At 70.9% G+C, this 16919-nt stretch carries 17 protein-coding genes and 3 tRNA genes; 9 read left to right on the top strand and 11 right to left on the bottom strand.

Going from position 1 to position 16919, the window contains the following annotated elements; translation table 11 throughout:
- The first annotated feature begins 5 nt into the window (after positions 1-5).
- Both purM and ASD30_RS14840 read left to right on the top strand, forming a co-directional pair.
- On the top strand, positions 6-1094 hold the full coding sequence (gene purM, locus ASD30_RS14845; protein ID WP_056682841.1) for a phosphoribosylformylglycinamidine cyclo-ligase: 1089 nt from the start codon (positions 6-8) through the stop codon (positions 1092-1094).
- Positions 1095-1249: 155 nt separating this feature from the next.
- Complete coding sequence (locus ASD30_RS14840; protein ID WP_056682838.1) at positions 1250-1441, top strand: DUF3073 domain-containing protein; 192 nt, start codon at positions 1250-1252, stop codon at positions 1439-1441.
- A gap of 68 nt (positions 1442-1509) precedes the next feature.
- On the opposite strand, the gene ASD30_RS14835 is transcribed toward ASD30_RS14840, so the two are convergent.
- A complete protein-coding gene (locus tag ASD30_RS14835) occupies positions 1510-2583 on the bottom strand; it encodes a Glu/Leu/Phe/Val dehydrogenase dimerization domain-containing protein (protein ID WP_056682836.1) in 1074 nt (357 codons plus the stop codon).
- A gap of 207 nt (positions 2584-2790) precedes the next feature.
- On the opposite strand from ASD30_RS14835, the gene ASD30_RS14830 reads away from it, so the two are divergent.
- Positions 2791-2985 carry a BldC family transcriptional regulator gene (locus ASD30_RS14830; protein WP_056682834.1) on the top strand — a complete coding sequence of 65 codons (195 nt, stop codon included), beginning with the start codon at positions 2791-2793 and terminating at the stop codon, positions 2983-2985.
- 3 nt (positions 2986-2988) lie between these two features.
- Here ASD30_RS14830 and ASD30_RS14825 read toward each other — a convergent pair whose 3' ends face one another.
- Complete coding sequence (locus tag ASD30_RS14825) at positions 2989-4020, bottom strand: serine/threonine-protein kinase (protein WP_162250976.1); 1032 nt, start codon at positions 4018-4020, stop codon at positions 2989-2991.
- A 49-nt stretch (positions 4021-4069) separates the two neighbouring features.
- Here ASD30_RS14825 and ASD30_RS14820 point away from each other — a divergent pair, with 49 nt between their 5' ends.
- On the top strand, positions 4070-4630 hold the full coding sequence (locus ASD30_RS14820) for an RNA polymerase sigma factor (protein ID WP_056682828.1): 561 nt from the start codon (positions 4070-4072) through the stop codon (positions 4628-4630).
- Here ASD30_RS14820 and ASD30_RS14815 read toward each other — a convergent pair whose 3' ends face one another.
- From ASD30_RS14815 to ASD30_RS14795, 5 genes are all read right to left on the bottom strand, one after another.
- A complete protein-coding gene (locus tag ASD30_RS14815) occupies positions 4631-5761 on the bottom strand; it encodes a PT domain-containing protein (RefSeq protein WP_156393658.1) in 1131 nt (376 codons plus the stop codon).
- A 146-nt stretch (positions 5762-5907) separates the two neighbouring features.
- Positions 5908-7011: a hypothetical protein gene (locus ASD30_RS14810; RefSeq protein WP_056682823.1), complete on the bottom strand. Its 1104-nt coding sequence runs from the start codon at positions 7009-7011 to the stop codon at positions 5908-5910.
- Positions 7008-8420: a hypothetical protein gene (locus ASD30_RS14805; protein ID WP_156393657.1), complete on the bottom strand. Its 1413-nt coding sequence runs from the start codon at positions 8418-8420 to the stop codon at positions 7008-7010. Before ASD30_RS14805 ends, ASD30_RS14810 begins: the two co-directional genes overlap by 4 nt.
- A 43-nt stretch (positions 8421-8463) precedes the next feature.
- Positions 8464-11013, bottom strand: coding sequence for a zinc ribbon domain-containing protein (locus tag ASD30_RS14800; protein WP_056682816.1), 2550 nt, complete (start codon positions 11011-11013; stop codon positions 8464-8466).
- Positions 11014-11160: 147 nt separating this feature from the next.
- A tRNA-Phe gene (locus tag ASD30_RS14795) sits at positions 11161-11237 on the bottom strand.
- A 132-nt stretch (positions 11238-11369) separates the two neighbouring features.
- On the opposite strand from ASD30_RS14795, the gene ASD30_RS14790 reads away from it, so the two are divergent.
- The 4 genes from ASD30_RS14790 to ASD30_RS14775 all read left to right on the top strand — a co-directional run bounded on the left by ASD30_RS14790 (position 11370) and on the right by ASD30_RS14775 (position 12876).
- A tRNA-Glu gene (locus ASD30_RS14790) sits at positions 11370-11445 on the top strand.
- Positions 11446-11537: 92 nt separating this feature from the next.
- Positions 11538-11611 (top strand) — tRNA-Asp (locus ASD30_RS14785).
- A gap of 63 nt (positions 11612-11674) precedes the next feature.
- Complete coding sequence (locus ASD30_RS14780; protein WP_056682813.1) at positions 11675-12529, top strand: class I SAM-dependent methyltransferase; 855 nt, start codon at positions 11675-11677, stop codon at positions 12527-12529.
- Complete coding sequence (locus tag ASD30_RS14775; protein ID WP_056682810.1) at positions 12526-12876, top strand: metallopeptidase family protein; 351 nt, start codon at positions 12526-12528, stop codon at positions 12874-12876. The genes ASD30_RS14780 and ASD30_RS14775 overlap by 4 nt, the downstream gene beginning before the upstream one ends.
- A gap of 18 nt (positions 12877-12894) precedes the next feature.
- Here the strand turns inward: ASD30_RS14775 and ASD30_RS14770 are convergent, their stop codons facing one another.
- The 3 genes from ASD30_RS14770 to ASD30_RS26645 are packed head-to-tail and all read right to left on the bottom strand — an operon-like array spanning position 12895 to position 14572.
- Positions 12895-13224, bottom strand: a complete 330-nt coding sequence (locus ASD30_RS14770) for a fluoride efflux transporter FluC (protein WP_056682808.1) — start codon at positions 13222-13224, stop codon at positions 12895-12897.
- The gene (locus ASD30_RS26915) at positions 13221-13637 is read right to left on the bottom strand and encodes a fluoride efflux transporter FluC (protein ID WP_056682803.1); all 417 of its coding nucleotides are present in this window, start codon (positions 13635-13637) and stop codon (positions 13221-13223) included. Before ASD30_RS26915 ends, ASD30_RS14770 begins: the two co-directional genes overlap by 4 nt.
- Complete coding sequence (locus ASD30_RS26645; RefSeq protein WP_162250975.1) at positions 13634-14572, bottom strand: ATP-binding protein; 939 nt, start codon at positions 14570-14572, stop codon at positions 13634-13636. Before ASD30_RS26645 ends, ASD30_RS26915 begins: the two co-directional genes overlap by 4 nt.
- 215 nt (positions 14573-14787) lie before the next feature.
- Between ASD30_RS26645 and ASD30_RS14755 the strand changes: the two genes are divergently transcribed.
- Positions 14788-16245, top strand: coding sequence for an NAD(P)/FAD-dependent oxidoreductase (locus tag ASD30_RS14755; protein WP_056682800.1), 1458 nt, complete (start codon positions 14788-14790; stop codon positions 16243-16245).
- Between the two features lie 3 nt (positions 16246-16248).
- On the opposite strand, the gene ASD30_RS14750 is transcribed toward ASD30_RS14755, so the two are convergent.
- Complete coding sequence (locus ASD30_RS14750) at positions 16249-16905, bottom strand: PaaI family thioesterase (RefSeq protein WP_056682798.1); 657 nt, start codon at positions 16903-16905, stop codon at positions 16249-16251.
- Between the last annotated feature and the right edge of the window lie 14 nt (positions 16906-16919).

The raw sequence follows: 16919 nt of genomic DNA, 5'->3' as shown, positions 1-16919 counted from the left end.
CCGAAGTGACCCAGCCCCCCACCGAGTCACCTGTCGAGTCGCCCGCCGGCAACGCCTACGCCCAGGCCGGCGTCTCCATCGAAGCGGCTGACCGTGCGATCGACCTCATGAAGGGCTGGGTCGAGAAGGCCCGTCGTCCCGAGATGATCGGCGGCCTCGGTGGCTTCGCCGGGCTCTTCGACGCCTCCGCACTCAAGAACTACGAGCGTCCGCTGCTGGCCACCTCCACCGACGGTGTCGGCACCAAGGTCGCCATCGCCCAGGCCATGGACAAGCACGACACGATCGGCTTCGACCTGGTCGGCATGGTCGTCGACGACCTGGTCGTCTGCGGTGCCGAGCCCTTGTTCATGACCGACTACATCGCCACCGGCCGTGTCGTCCCCGAGCGCATCGCGGCCATCGTCAAGGGCATCGCCGAGGCCTGTGTGGAGGCCGGCTGCGCGCTGGTCGGCGGCGAGACCGCCGAGCACCCCGGCCTGCTGGCCCCCGACGAGTACGACGTCGCCGGAGCGACCACCGGCGTGGTCGAGGCCGACAGGCTGCTCGGCCCCGGACGCGTGCGTCCCGGTGACGCGGTCATCGCGATGGAGGCCTCAGGCCTGCACTCCAACGGCTACTCGCTGGTGCGCCACGTCCTGCTCAACACTGCCGGATGGCAGCTCGACCGCCACGTCGACGAGCTCGGCCGGGCGCTGGGCGAGGAGCTCCTCGAGCCCACCCGCATCTACGCCAAGGCGTGCCTCGCGCTCGCCGACGAGACCGAGACCCACGCGATGTCGCACGTCACCGGTGGCGGCCTGGCCGCCAACCTGGCCCGGGTCATGCCCGAAGAGCTCAACGCCACGCTCGACCGCTCCACGTGGACCCCGCAGCCGATCTTCGACGTCGTACGCCGGGTGGGCAACGTGCCGCAGGCCGACCTCGAGCAGACCCTGAACTGCGGCGTCGGGATGGTCTCGCTGACCGCCCCCGATGACGCCGACAAGGCCATCGAGGTGCTGGGCAGGTTCGGCATCCGGGCCTGGGTGGCCGGCTCGGTGAGCGCCGGAAATGGGTCCGTCGAGCTGGTCGGTCAGCACTCCGGCTGGTGATTTCCGCGGGTTCGTGACGATTTAGCGGACCTGCATGTGCGGGAACACCCATCGCTCAGGTAGCGTTGTCCTCACGAGAAATAGACCAGATAGTCCGGGAGTCTCGGCGTAGCCCGCCGTGCATTCCCGGCCAAGCGCGCGAAGGGGTCGATCCTATGGGACGCGGCCGGGCCAAGGCCAAGCAGACCAAGGTCGCACGCGACCTGAAGTACCGCACTCACGAGACGGACTTCGGGGCGCTCGCCCAGGAACTGCACGGAAGCACTGCCGAGAGTGACCAGCAGAAGCCGGACTCGAAGCAGGACGACGAGTACGACGACTGGTCGTCCGACTCGCGACCCGACTGACGCGATCGCCTTGGGTTGAGTGCTCAGGTGGCCGCCCTGGCAACCACCTGAGCACTCAACCGTTGCGTTCAGTTCAGCCAGAGGCCGCGCAGGCGGCCCACGTCGCGCATGCGCCGTTCGGCGAGCCGGTCCGCCGCGATGGCGGGCGGCACGCCGTCGGCCTTCGCGGTCTCGAAGACCGCGCGGGTGGTGTCGAGGATGCCGCTGGCGCGCTGTTGGGCGCGCTCGAAGACGAAGCCCTCGAGCTCGTCGGCGACCTGGATCAGTCCGCCGGCGTTCACGCAGTAGTCGGGGGCGTAGAGGATCCCGCGGTCGGCGAGCGCCTTCTCGACCCCTGAGTGGGCGAGCTGGTTGTTCGCGGCGCCGCAGATCACCTTCGCCGACAGCGTCTCGACGACCTCGTCGGTGATCGCGCCACCCAGTGCGCACGGTGCGTAGACGTCGAGCTGTGAGGCGACCAAAGCCTCGGTGGAGTCGACCACGCTGACCGCGGGCAGCTCGTCGCGGATCCGCTCGATCGCGGGCTGCCACACGTCGGTGACGACCACCGAGGCCCCGTCGTCGACCAGGTGGCGGGCCAGGTGGTGGCCGACCTTGCCGACACCGGCGATGCCGACGGTGCGCCCGCCGAGGGTGGGCTCGCCCCACGTCGCCTCGGCCGCTGCCCGCATGCCCTGGAAGACGCCGTACGCCGTGAGCACGGAGGAGTCGCCGGCACCGCCGTGGGCGACGGTGCGACCCGTGACGTAGGAGCACTCGCGGGCGATCTCGTCCATGTCGACGCTGAACGTGCCGACGTCGCAGGCCGTGTAGTAGCGGCCGTTGAGCGACTCCACGAACCGGCCGTAGGCGCGCAGCAGGGCCTCGCCCTTGATCGCGTTCGGGTCGCCGATGATGACGGCCTTGCCGCCGCCGAGGTCGAGCCCGGCCAGGGCGGCCTTGTAGGACATCCCGCGGGAGAGGTTCAGCACGTCGGAGAGGGCGTCCGCGGTGGTGGCGTAGGGGTAGAAACGGGTGCCGCCGAGGGCCGGGCCGAGGGCGGTCGAGTGGACGGCGATGATGGCCTTGAGTCCGCTGGGCTCGTCGTGGCAGAAGACGACTTGCTCGTGCTCGGTCTCGAACACGTCGGGTGTGGGGGTCACGGATGGCGACCTTTCTGTGCGTGGCTCCGCGGGGGTGGTGCGGTGCCGTGGGTGTCGTGACCGGCGAGGGTGACGCTGGTCTCGTTCCACTGTATTGAATGCCGCACCCCACGGGGAAACCACGGGGCGCGCCGTCCGCTTGGGGCAGACGCTTGGCTATGGCAAACTCTGGGGAGAACCCGGACATTTCACATCGAAAGAGGATTCATGAACTCCCCCCAGTCGGACGCTGAGAACCTGCTCACGCCGTCCGAGGTCGCTGCCCTGTTCCGTGTGGACCCCAAGACCGTGACCCGGTGGGCGAAGGCCGGCAAGATCGGCTCGATCCGCACCCTGGGCGGTCACCGCCGCTTCCGCGAGTCCGAGGTCATGGAGCTTCTCGGCGCCGACAACGACGGCTGAGCCTCACTCCACCAGTCGGGTGAGACCGTAGGCCACGCCGAACGTGGCCACCAGCACGATCAGGCACGTCACGACCAACACCCAGCCGCGCATCGACGAGCCCGCACGGTAGGCGTCTGGTGGCTGGGGCAGCGGTTCCGGCGTCGATGCGGCCGACCGGGCGGGCAGCGGGGCTGCCGCGGGCACGAACGGCGTACGCCGGACCGTGGTCTGGTCCGAGAGCGCCGTGCGCAGGGCCGTGGCGAACGTGCCGACGTCGGGCCACCGGTCGTCGGGCTCCGTGGCCAGGGCCCGGGACAGCACGCTGTCGACCGCTGGCGGCAGGGGCGCGAGGGTCGAGGCCGCCACCGGCGGCTTGGCGTCGATCAGCGACCCGATGCCGCCTTCGCGGGCCAGCTTCCCGGTGAGCATCTGGTAGGCCACGGCGCCCAGGGCGTGCACGTCGGCGCGGGTGTCGAGCGGGGCGCCGGTGGCCTGTTCGGGCGCCATGTACGCCGGGGTGCCGACCACCTGGGTCAGTCCGCTGGCGTGCAGCATCGCCTTGGCCACGCCCAGGTCGGCGACCAGGAGCTTCGTGCCCCCCGACGAGGACAGGGGAGTGCCGCGTGAGCTGAGCAGCAGGTTGTGCGGCTTGATGTCGCGGTGGATCACGCCGTGTCCGTGCAGCACGGACAACCCGGCGGCGGCCTGGTCGACGAGGTCGACGGTCTGGTCGACCGGCAGGGGGCGCCCGGGCTCGAGCAGGGTGGCCAGCGAGCCGCGGTCGGCGTACGACATCACGAAGTAGGGCGTGCCGTCGGCCTCGCCGATGTCGTAGACCCGCACCACGTGGTCGGAGTCGGCGCGGCGCAGGATGCGCGCCTCCTCGAGGAAGCGGTCGCGTACGTCGTAGCGTTGTGCCCAGTTCTCGGCGAGTGCCTTGACGGCGACGTCGGAGTCGAGCTCGTCGTCGTGGTAGAGCCAGACGGTGGCGAACCCACCGACCCCGATGCGGTCCACCCGCTGGAGTCGACCGAGAAGCTCTGGCAGGGACACGATGGGTATTGTGCCGCACGAAGCATCCGGGAGCCTTCAGGGGGAACGCATGTCCAGTGTCACGACCGAACCGCCCGACCTCGAGGAGCTGGCCGCCAGTGCGGCGGCCGGTGACCGCGAGGCACTCGAGGACCTGCTGGCCGCGATCCAGCCGCGGGTACGCCGCATCTGCGGCCGCATGCTGCTCTATCCGGAGGACGCCGAGGAGGCAGCCCAGGACGTCCTGATGCTGGTCGCCACCAAGATCAGCACGTTCGGCGGGCGCAGCAAGTTCACCACCTGGCTGCACGCGGTGGCCTCGAACAGTGCGCGGTCGACGTACCGCAGCCTCAAGCGCCGGGCCTCCGAACGGCCCACCGACGAGATGCCGGTGCACGCCGACCCGCGCACCACCAGCGTGATCGCCGGCAGCCGGCTCGACCTGCTCGAGGCGCTCGAGGTGCTCGGTTCGACCCACCCCGAGCTGGTCGAGCCGCTGGTGCTGCGCGACGTGCAGGAGCTCGACTACAACGAGATCGCGCGCCTGCTCGACACCCCGCTGGGCACGATCAAGTCACGCATCCACGCCGCCCGCAACGCGGTCCGTCCCTTGTTGCGCACCCACGAGTGATCAGCCGGGTGAGCCGAGCACGACGGCCTGGTCGGAGTCGACCTCGGTCTCGCAGCCGCCGCTGAGGGAGCACCGGTAGATCACGCCACCGTTCATGTCAGTGTCCTGGTAGCCGGTGACGAAGAGGCTGTCGTTGGTGGCCCACTCGGCGTGTTCAGCGAACTCGGGCGCCTTGACAGACCCGCTCTTCCTGCCGTTGCGGGCGTCGAGGATCTCGAACCGGGTGGGTCCGAAGCCCTCGGTGTCGTCCGGGATCCCCAGGATCCTCAGTCCGTCCGGGCTGAACAGCGGCAGCATGCCCCAGGGACGGACGTCGCAGTTGCGCCACAGCGGCGCCTCGGAGAAGAGCGAGCCGCCCTTGAGGCAGGCGGGGTCCCGGTCGTCGAACCCGGCCACGATGTTGCGCTGTGGCGCCGTCCCGACGGCGTGCATGCCGTCCATGAGGTCCAGCTTGGCGTTCTCGTAGAGGTTCCAGCCGACGAGCTTGACCGACTGGTCGGTGTTGCGCCAGGCGGTCACCACGAGGTCGCCGACGCCGAAAGACGCGCCACCGTCGGGGGTCCCGTCGACCTTCATGTCCATCGCCTGGATGATCTTGCCGGACCGGGCGTCCCGGACCTCGTAGCGCGAGGACTCGTCGAACTGGGCGACGATCGAGTCGCCGTCCGTGTTGACGTCGTACGCACCGAAGAACGAGCCGATCTCGGTGGTCTCGCCGTCCGGGTCGACGAACGTGGCGTCGTACGACGGCTCCTGGTCGCTGGTCCCCTCGACGACCAGCCATCCGCCGGCGACCCGGTGCAGGCCGGCCACGTCGCCCAGCCTGAACCCCGAGACCAGCACTTCGGTGTCACCGTCGTGGATGGTCCCGCCCTGCATGTAGAGCAGGTCGCCCTGCCCGGTCGCCGGCTGGTCGTTCGGGCTGTCGGTCGCCGTGGAGGAAGGCTTCGTGGACGGCTCCTTCGTCGGCTTGCCGGTCGAGCCGGTCGACGGCGAGGTCGGCTCGCCGGTGCTGTCGTCGGCGGCCCCGCCGGTGCCCTTGCCGTCGAGGGGTCCGGTGGCGGCGTACGTGCCGCCGACGATGCCGATCACGGCGGCCGAGGCGATGGCCATTGCGGCGGTGCGGTTCATGGTCGTCCCTGTCTGGTCGGGGTGGGTGGCGGGTAGATGGGCCGGTGGGGAGGCGGGTAGATCAGCCGGTGGGGAGGCGGGTAGATCAGCCGGTGGGAGGCGGGTAGATGGGCCGGTGGGGAGGCGGGTAGATCAGCCGGTGGGGGTTACGCGGTGGTGCCGACGACGAGCGTCTGGTCGGAGCTGACCTCGACCTCGCAGGAGCCGGACAGCGAGCACCGGTAGATCACGCCACCGTTGAAGTCGGCGTCCTTGAAGGCGTGCACGAAGACCTCGTCGTCACCGGCCCAGTAGGCCTCCTGGCCGAGTTCGGGGGTGGTGAACGTGGTCATCTTCTTGCCGGTCCTCGCGTCGAGCACGGCGTACCGGCCGGGGCCCATGCCCTCGGTGTCCGCCGGTACGGCGAGCAGGCGGGTCCCGTCGGGGCTGTAGTCGGCCTGGGTGCCGTAGCCGCGGAACCTGCACTGCGACCACCACCCGTCGGGGTCGACGATCGAGCCGCCGGTCAGGCACTCCTTGCCGTCGGTGCGAGAGGCGGTCATCAGGTCCTCGACCGGCCCGGTTCGGATCTGGTAGACGTCGCCGACGATCTTGAACTGGCGACCCGAGTAGGAGTCGACGCCGTAGAGGGTGGGGCCGTCGTCGCCGAACCACGCCGTCACCAGGGTGTCCTCGCTGAACGCGGCCTCGCCCGACGGTTCGCCCTCGCCGTCGACGGTGATGGTCTGCAGCACCTTGCCCGAGCGGGCGTCACGGACCTGGTAGGCGCCGTCGTACATCGCGACGAACGAGTCGCGGTTGTCGTTGAGGTCCCAGGTGCCGACGAACGTGCCGCCGATCGGTGTGGTCTCGCCGGAGGGGTCCACGAAGGCCGCCCTGAACTGGGCGTCCTGGGAGGAGGTGCGCGAGACGACCAGCCACCCACCGGCCACCCGTTGGAGCGAGGACACCTCGCCGATCCGGAACCCGGAGACCTGCACGCTGGTGTCACCGTCGTGGATCGTGCCGCCCACCATGTAGAGCAGTGGCTCGTCGTCCGTGCCGGGCGTCTCGGTCGACGCGGTCCCCGACGGCTGGTCCGTGGCCGGGGGATTCTGGGTGTCGCCGGGGGTGGAGGACTCCGTGCCGGTGGTGCCGGCGGAACCGTTCCCGTCGTCGCTCTCGAGGACACCCGAGGTCGCGGCGTACGTGCCGCCGACGATGCCGATCACGGCGGCCGAGGCGATGGCCATCGCGGCAATGCGGTTCATGGTCGTTCCTGTCTCTCAGGCGGTTGCACGAGGTGTGATGCACCGGAGGCGCCATTGGTTCGCGCCGTGGTTCGCGCCGCGGGGGCGCGCAGGACGACCAGGTCGCCGTGCGTGCCGTAGCCGCAGAGGTCGCCACCTGCCGGAGTGCCGTCGAAGGTGACCATCAGCGCCCCGCCGTCGTCGAGCGGAAGGACCGACGGCCACGGGATGTTGGTCGGGTGCTCGGCGGGCAGTGCACCGACCTCGTCCATCGCGAGATCGAAGACCGGGAACCGCCGGCGCTGTCCGGAGCGGCCCTCCGGCCCGTCGCTTGCCAGCACCCGCCACTGGTCGTCGACTCGGGCGATCACGGTGCCCTCCGTGGCCCGCCGGTCGCTGGCGGCGCCGAGGAGGCGCCACCCGTCGAGGCTCCCGGCGACCTCGGCGCGGGCCAGCGCCGGGTAGAAGTCGAAGAACCTGCGCGCCGCCACGAAGGCGAGGTGCCAGTGCCCGTCGATCCGGGTCAGGTGCGGGTCCCAGGTGCCGACCACCGGGGCCGGCAGCTCCCCGGTCGGTACGCCGAGGGGTGCGGTGTCGAGCACGTGCTCTCCCGTCAGCAGGTTCGCCTCGCTGGTGGCCAGCCCGATGTCGACGCTCCGACCTGCCTCGGGTGCGTGGTCGAAGGTGGCCCAGCTGCTGGTGGCCACCAGCCAGCGGTCGGCGTCGCGGACCACGTGGGTGGCGTGGTCGCCGCGCACCACACCGTCCCGCCGGAACCACAGGTCGCTGCAGTGCTCGATCGCGTACGTCGTCGGGTCGAACGACCACACGCCGCAGCGGGCCGTGCCGAAGAACCCGGGACCGGCGTGCGTCATCGTCAGGAAGGCCAGCCCCTCACGCAGGTACGCCGACCCGTCCGCATTCGCCACGAAGTGCACGTCGCGCAGGCCGAGCTGCCCGGTGGTGCCCGAGCGCCAGCTCGCGACCGGGGAGGGGGCGTCTCCTGCGCGCGGCTGCCACGCCACGTGCGGGGCCACGTCGGCCGGGTCGACATCGTGCTCGAGCTCCACCCGGGCCCGCGCCGTCCACACGCCGTCGATCCGGGTCAGGACGGTCAGCTGGCGTCCGGTCAGCATCACTCCGAGGGCGTCCGGAGGCGTCGGTGGGCGCCCGTGCCTGCGGCTGCGGTGGTGGGTGACCTTGCCCTGCGGGTCGACCAGGTCGATGCCGGCCAGTCTCCGTCCGCCGTCGTACCAGCCGTCGAGGGTGTGGCCGCCGACGGTGAGGCCGGCCACGACGCGGCCGGGGACGTCATGGGTGCCGAGCTCCACCTCGACCGCGACGAACGGGGACAGGAAGTCGCTGCGGCGCTCGCGCCCGACGACCCGGACCGGACGGGCCCGGTGCACCTCCGAGAATGTCGACCACACCCGCAGCAGCCTAGGCGGTCCCGCCCGTCCGCCGGGGGAGCGGTCAGCGCAGGCGACGCAGGTAGGCGCTGGCCCGCCGTACGTCACGCAGACGGCTCTCCCAGGTGATGCCGACCGCGGTGAGCACCAGACCGATCCCGCCGATGATCACCCACTGCGGCAGGTCGTTGGCGTAGGACGCCTCCCGCAGCACCAGCGCGAGCCCGACGGAGGCGCCCACCACGAGCGGCGCCGACCAGCGCAGGCCCACGCCCGCCACCACGGCCGCGAGGCAGCCCAGGCCGAGGAGAAGCGCACGCAGCGAGACCGGGTCGGAGAGCGACAGCAGGAGCGAGGGCACCAGGGCCAGCACCAGGCCGGGCACCAGGGCGCGCGTGCTGCGCAACGACGGAGTCCGCAGCATCCCGATGACGCCGACGGCGACCAGCACCGACGCCAGCGGCAGCGTGTAGGCCTCGGGCGTCTCGACGCCGACATCGGCCATCCGCACCCACTGGGCGAGCACCATGAACCCCAGGCCCGCCCAACCGAGGAACCGGCGGTGCGTGTTGGCGAGTGCGGAGACGTGGGTCAGCACACCGGCGACGGTGAGGTCGATCGCCAACCAGGTCTGGTCGATGCTGCCCGTGGCGCCGAGTCCGAGGGCCACGCCGACCAGTGCCGTGGCCGCCGCCGGCACCTCCCGCTCGATGCGGGCACCGAGGATCGCCCAGGCGCCGGCGATGAGCAGCACGGCCAGTGAACGCCACTCCGGTGCCGTGCCGCCCAGGTCGAGAACGGTCCAGGCGCACACGGCCGCAGCGGGCACGAACAGCACGTCACCCACGGTGCGCAGCACGGCCGAAGCGCTCAGCGACAGGGCGACGGCCGCCAGCCCGAGCAGCCCGGTGGTCACGGCGGTCAGCACGTCGCTCTGGAACGACGCCATCAGCGCCAGGCCGGCAACAGGAGTGGCCAGGACCAGCGCGACGACGCGCAGCTCGCCGTGGACCGCGACGCCGAGGCCGACCAGCACCGCCGCGCCCGCGAGGAGCACCCCGACCGCGACGGCGAGCGGCACGCCGTAGAAGGCGGGGACGAGGGCGGCCGAGGCTGCGACCGTCAGCGCGATCGGCACGGCGACCCGCTTGATCGGGACATCACGCACGAGGCCGGCGACGAACCAGGCGGCCAGCAGGACACCGAGGGTGCCGGCGGGCAGCAGCAGCGGCCAGTGCCAGGCGAGGTCGGGTCGCTCCAGCGCGACGGTCGCTGCGGCCCCGTCGAATCCGACGGACAGGAGAGCGTTCAGCGCGGTGCCGACCAGCACGCTGACCGCACCGAGCAGGCCCGCTGCGGCGACCACCGGTGGCGCGGCCAGTGCCGCGCGCCAGGGTCGGGCGACGACGAAGCTTCCGGCGCACGCGGCCGCGACCATGGCCAGCTCGACCAGCGAGACCAGGGTCGCGGATTCGTCGAAGGACGGCAGGGTGACGACCAGGGAGAAGAGTGCGACGGCCACGCCGAGGCTCAGGACCCGCATGGCCACTGGGATCCGGACGATCGCTGGGTGCCTGACAACGGGTGCGGCGGCGATCGCGGCGGCCACGAGGGTCGGCCAGATCGCGAGGCCGCCCCACACCTCGGCGAAGGTCGGCGTGAAGTCGAGACGGGAGAGGCCGAGCAGGGCGAGCGAGACCCAGATCATGGAGGCACCGACGGCCAGCAGGATCGCTGCGATCTGCAGGTGCAGTCGGTGGACGACGTGTGCCAGCGCACCGACGGCAACCAGGCTGACGGTCGCCTGCAGGGCGTTGACGTCGGGATTGACCTCCGGGAGGCCCGAGGCGACCAGGCCCACGCCGAGGGCACCGACGACCTGACCGGTGATCAGGGCACCGACCGGGCTCCTGCGCAGGGCGAGCGCGCCGCCGAGTCCGGCCGCCGCGAGCACGACACCGAGCACGAGAGTGAAGCCCTGGCTGCCGAGGTCGCCGAGCCACCCGGCGCTGCGCGCGCCGAAGACGTCGAGGGTGAGCAGACCCAGGGCCAGCGCCATGAACGCCTCCGCGCCCGCGGACAGGGACTTGCGGGCCATCAGCCAGGTCAGGGCGCCGGCGGTCGCGGTGAGCAGCACGAGGACGCCGGTGCGGCCGCCGACCCCGAGGGCCGACCAGGCCACGGCGAGGAAGACCAGCGCCGCGACCAGCAGGCAGGTCGCACCCAGGCCGAGCAGGATCTTCGGGACCGACGGGCCGCTCAGACCGGTGCCCGGCTGCCGGCGCCCGGGCAGACCCGGCATCGCGCTCGGGAACGTCGGCAGGTCAGGCGGCAGCATCGAGCCCGCCGGTGCAGCAGCAGGTGCGGAGAGGAGCGCGCCGACCCCCACCGGATCTGGACCGAGCGGTGCGTACGCCGCCGTACGCGCTGCCGTGGAGTTCGCCGAGAGTGCGGCGAGCTCGGCGACGAGGGAGTCGGCGTGGGTCAGCGTGCGGAAGAGCCGCTGGGCGATCGTGCCGGTGAGCTGCGTGTCGCACTGCGGGCACTGCAGGCACCCGCTGGGGATCGGGGCGCGGCAGGCCGGGCAGGCCTCGGGGTCGGCGTATCGGAACATGTCCTGATCGTCGCGCCTCGGCGCCGGTTCGCGCGTCGTCCGCGCGGCTCAACCGTGGTGAGTACGCGCACTCAGCGCGGTCGTGCTCACGCCTCCGGACCTGCAAGAAGGCCGCAGTCCGGAGGAGTCCGGGCTGCGGCCTTCAGGTGGTGGCCAGGGGCGGGGTCGAACCGCCGACCTACCGATTTTCAGTCGGTCGCTCGTACCAACTGAGCTACCTGGCCGGGCCGCGGAGAAGATTACCCCAGACCCGGGGGATCGGTGAAAACGCGCTCGCTTTGGTGACTTCCCGGGCCTGCCCCTATGCTGTATCGGCCTGCCCGTGCGTCGTACGACGTGGGGGCGGCACAGTCCCAGCCCCCATCGTCTAGTGGCCTAGGACGTCGCCCTTTCACGGCGGTAGCACGGGTTCGAATCCCGTTGGGGGTACCAGCTGAACAGCGGTTTCCGCCCGATTGTGCGGCACCGGCAACCATGGGTTATTGTTCAGCGGCTTCGCAGTGAGAAACTGGGAAGCACAACCTGGCCCCGTAGCGCAGTTGGTTAGCGCGCCGCCCTGTCACGGCGGAGGCCGCGGGTTCGAGTCCCGTCGGGGTCGCAGAGTGCGAGGTCCACGCGAAAGCGTGGGCCTCGCTTTTTTCGTTCCCCTAGGTTGGTCACCGTGGACAACGAAGAGATGCGGCAGGGCTGGTCCAGCACGGGCGTCGGATGGGTGGCCAACGCGCGGATCTTCGACGCCACCATGGCGCCGATGGCCGACGCCGTCATCGCGGCCGCGGAGCTCGTTCCGGGCCAGCGGGTCCTCGACGTCGGCTGCGGCTTCGGCACGTTGCTCGAACTGGCGGACGCGGCAGGCACGACGCCGGTCGGCGTCGACATCTCCGACTCGATGGTCGAGGCCGCACGGCGCCGGGTGCCTGCGGCCGAGGTGCTCCTGGCAGACGCCCAGACCGAGGACCTGCTCCAAGGCGGGGCCGGCGGGTTCGAACGGGTCGTCTCGCGCTTCGGGGTGATGTTCTTCGCGGATCCGGTGGCGGCCTTCGCCAACATCCGCCGCGCCTGTGTTCCGGGAGCCCGACTGGCCTTCGTCTGCTGGCGTTCGGGGGAGAACGAGATCTTCACCCTGGGCACCGAGGTGCTCACCGCACGGATGGCGCCGGACGAGGGCGAGGGCGAGGACGCAGGCGCCCCCGGACCGCAGGCGTTCGGCGAGCCCGAGCGGGTGCGCGAGATCCTGACCGGGGCCGGCTGGGCCGACGTCGACCTCGTCGCCCAGGACGCCCCGCTGGACTACGGGTTCGACGGCACCGACGGTGTCGAGGAACGACTCTCGGTGATCCTGGCGACCACCACCGGACAGTCCGCTCGCGCCGAGCTCGAGCCCACGCTCGGACCCGACGGCTGGGCCTCCCTGGTCGACGAGGTCCGGGCCGAGCTGCGCCGTCACCTCTTGGACGGCGCCGTGCGCCCCGTCGCCCACACCTGGGTGGTCACGGCCACCAACCCGGCAGCATGATCGAGCTCGACCGGACCGCCTTCGAGGCGCTCGTCGACCGGGCGCTGGACGACATCCCCGACGAGATCGCCGCGCTCGTGGACAACCTCGTCGTGCTCGTCGAGGACGAGCCGCCCGCCGACGACCCCGACCTCCTGGGGCTCTACGACGGCGTCGCGCTGACCGAGCGCACGGCCAACCACTCGGCGGCGCTGCCCGACCGCATCTTCATCTTCCGGAACCCGCTGCAGGAGATGTGCGAGACCGAGGAGGAGCTGGTCGACGAGGTGCGGATCACCGTGGTCCACGAGATCGCGCACCACTTCGGCATCGGCGAGGCCGAGCTGCACGGCCTCGGCTACGCCTGAGCCCTCACGGCCGATGCGTCACGGCCGGACACTCCAGTAGCCGAGGGCGCACACGGCCAGCGACGCCAGCAGCGTGGCGGCGGAGTACGCCGTACCGCGCCGGACGCCGAGGCGCGAGGTCTGTACGGCGAACGAGGAGTACGTGGTGAGCCCGCCGCAGAAGCCCACGCCGAGCAGCGCCCAGGCGTGGTCCGACAGCGCGAGGCCGCTGAACAGGCCGAGCAGGAACGATCCGGCCACGTTGACCAGCAGGGTGCCGCGAGGCACGTCGCGGTCGAGGTGGTGGCCGGCCACGAATCGCAGGGGTGCGCCGACGGCCGCACCGAGTGCGACGAGCAGCATGGTCATTCGTCGCCCTCCTCGTCGTCGAACAGCTGCTGGGCCGCGGGCGTCGACCAGTGGTGGGCGAGCTCGACGGCGAACGCCGCGGCCAGCACCGTGACGAGCACGTAGGGCACGGCCAGGAACGAGCCACTCGCGAGCAGCGCCCGGGTCTCCTCCGAGAAGGTGCTCAGCGTGGTGAACCCGCCGAGCACCCCGGTGCCGAGGAAGAGTGGCAGCAGCTGGTGGCGGCGTACGACGAGCAGGGCGGGGAGCAGCGCCAGCAGCAGGGAGCCGCCGACGTTGATGCAGAGGGTGACCCACGGGAAGTCGTCGCCCACCGGGAACCGGGTCGACAGTGCCCAGCGCGCGCATGCGCCGAGCGCGCCCCCGAGCGACACCACCGCCAGCTGCGACGGGGTGATCTGCTGTCCCCTCACGAGATGCGTGGCTGCGGCAGGTGGACGGAGTCGTCGCCGGTCCAGATCACCGGTGGTTCGCCGTTGGCCTGCCTGATCAGCTCGCCGAGGAACCACCTCTGGAAGTCGCGCTGCTGGTGGGTGGAGGCGAGCGAGAGCAGGCGCTCGGTGCGGCAGAAGGAGTCGGCGAGCTCGAGGACGTCGATCATCTGCTCGACGACGGCCGGTGCTTCGGGGGCGATGACCAGGAGGATGGACGCCGTGGTGACCCCGGACTCGACCGCCCGCTGGATGTCGTCGACGCCGAGTGTGTGCTGCACCTCCTCGTAGAACCGGTCGAACAGGTCGGTGAGGGTCTTGGCGACCGGGTAGTCGTCCTCGTGCGCCAGTGAGAGGAGCCGCAGCTCGCGGTGCAGGTCCCGGAACCGGCGTCGCCAGTCGACGAACAGCTGCACCGGGAAGGTCGGGTAGTCGATGCGTAGACCGTCATCGCTCCGGATCATGGACGGCTGGCCGGTGGCGGGACTGTTCGAGGGATAGACCTGGCCCTCGAGGTCGGGCTCGTCCACGGGGTCGACGGCCGGCTCGAACCAGACCACCTTGCCGTCGTCGAGCAGCTCGGCGCCCCAGGCATGAGAGGACATCGCCACCATGCCGAGGCCTCGGCCGATCGTGGCCAGCAGCTCGTCGTCGTGGGTCATCCGGTGGTTCGGGGAGGGTGGCGTGCGCGAGCCGTCGAGCACCTCGATGCGCGGGTGCCGATGGGTGCCGCGCACCCGCACGTGAATCGGGGGCGCGCCGTGCAGCAGGGCGTTGGTGACCAGCTCGGAGACGCCCAGCTGGGCGGCCTCGACGAGGTCCTCCCGTTCGAGGTCATGGCACGCCGAAGCGACCCAGCGGCGCGCGTCCGACACGGATCGCGGGCTGGACTCGAGGGTCAGTTCACCTCTGCTCACGGCAATGGCGCACCTAGCGTCGATTTCGGGATCGCACCCATATTGGGGCACATGACCTCCCCTTGCCCAGCATCTCGGCGGTTGAAACCTGAACGACCAATCTTCTTGGCCGAATTTTCCGGTGCAGGCCCGGTTCGGAGAATTGACCGACGGATGGGATCATGGGGTACGGCAAGCAATCGACGTCGTGCGTTAAACAGAGAGGCCCGTAGGGAATGGCAAGCAACAACGGCAAGCACCAGGTGGTCGTGATCGGCTCCGGGTTCGGCGGGCTGTTCGGCACCAAGGCCCTCAAGCGGTCCGACGTCGAGGTCACCATGGTCGCCAAGACCACGCACCACCTCTTCCAGCCGCTGCTCTACCAGGTCGCCACGGGCATCCTGTCCCAGGGCGAGATCGCGCCGCCGACCCGTGAGGTGCTGGCCAAGCAGGACAACGCGCAGGTCCTTCTCGGCACGGTCACCGGCATCGACCTCGAGGCGCGCACCGTCACCCACCACGTGCTGGGTCGCGAGACGGTCTCCCACTACGACTCGCTGATCGTGGCGGCGGGCGCGAGCCAGTCCTACTTCGGCAACGACCACTTCGCCGAGTTCGCCCCCGGCATGAAGAGCATCGACGACGCGCTCGAGCTGCGTGGCCGCATCTTCGGTGCCTTCGAGATGGCCGAGAACGCCGCCAGCCGCGGTGAGCCCTACGACCACCTGCTGACCTTCGTGGTCGTCGGCGCCGGCCCCACCGGTGTCGAGATGGCCGGCCAGATCGCCGAGCTGGCCCACAAGACCCTCAAGCGCGACTTCCGCAGCATCGACACCAAGCAGGCCCGCATCATCCTCGTCGACGCCGCGCCCCAGGTGCTGCCGCCGTTCGGTGCCAAGCTCGGCACCAAGGCCAAGGGCGAGCTGGAGAAGATCGGCGTCGAGGTCCAGCTCGGCGCCATGGTCACCAGCGTCGACGAGCGCGGGCTCGAGCTGAAGGACAAGGACGGCACCACCCGTCGCATCGACTCGGTCGCCAAGATCTGGGCCGCCGGTGTGCAGGCGAACCCGCTCGGCAAGACGCTGTCGGAGCAGAGCGGAGCCCCGCTCGACCGGGCCGGTCGCATCGCGGTCAACCCCGACCTGACGCTGCCGGGCCACCCCGAGGTGTTCGTGCTCGGCGACATGATCTCGCTCGACAACCTCCCCGGCGTCGCCCAGGTGGCCATCCAGGGCGCCAAGTACGCCGCCAAGGAGATCGACCACCGACTCAAGGGCAAGGCCCCGCAGGCGCCGTTCAAGTACTTCGACAAGGGCTCGATGGCGATCATCAGCAAGTTCCGCGCGGTCGCCAGCGTCGGCAAGCTGAAGCTGAACGGCGTGATCGCCTGGCTGATGTGGCTGGCCGTGCACCTGATCTACCTGACCGGCTTCAAGAACCGCATCGGTGCCCTGTTGAGCTGGGCGATCACGTTCATCGGCAACGACCGGTCCGAGCGCACGGTCACCGAGCAGCAGATCTTCGCCCGCGTGGCGCTGGAGCGGCTCGGTGGCGGCGCCAAGGACCTCGTCAGCGAGCCGGGCGAGTTCGACGCCATGCTCGAGGCGCGTCGTGCCGAGCTGGAGCAGGTGGCCGCCGAGGAAGCGCGTCTCACCGACCAGGGCAAGCGCGGCGTCCACGTCGACGCGGGCTGAGCGCTACTCGAACGTCGACGGCTTCGGCTGGTCGGTCAGCTCCCGTGCCCAGCGCGGGAGGATGAACAGGCCCTCGGCGTACACCGTGGGTCCCTCGGCGTCGGAGATGTGCGCCTCGACGTACGTCTTGATGCCCTCGACCTTCACGATGCGTCCCTCGGCGTGCAGGTCGCCCAGTGGCGTGCCGCGTCGGTAGCTCAGGGTCAGTCGCCCGGTCATGCCGGGCGCCCCGCCGGCCGCGGCCGTCTCTCCGCAGACCTGGTCGAGGATCAGGGCGCTGACGCCGCCGTGGACGAGTCCGGGTGGCCCCTCGTAGGCGGCGCCGAGGGTGAAGTCGGCCCAGGCCCGCCCCTCGCTGGAGCGCTGCATCGTCAGGGGCGGGGCGATCGCGTTGCGGAGCCCGACCACGCTGTTGCCGTGGTTGTGTGCGACGGCGTCGGGCGTGACCGCGATGCCGTACGGGCCGGCCAGCTGGCTGGTCCGCAACCGGGCGGTGAGCGCGTCGATCTCCTTGCGGACCGCGATCAGCTCGTCGTCGGGCACGGTGCTGCGGATCACCGCATCGATCAGCTCGCGGGTGCTCTGCGCCAGACCGCCAGCCGCCTCGATCTCTCGCTCGATCTCCTCGGGCGTGCGGTCGTCGGTGCGGTAGTCGAACATGGCTGCACAGTAGA

Source organism: Nocardioides sp. Root140 (assembly GCF_001426745.1).
In the GTDB taxonomy this organism is placed as follows: Bacteria; Actinomycetota; Actinomycetes; order Propionibacteriales; family Nocardioidaceae; genus Nocardioides.
Note: the sequence above shows the minus strand (reverse complement) of the source record. Positions and strands in the feature narration are given on the sequence as shown.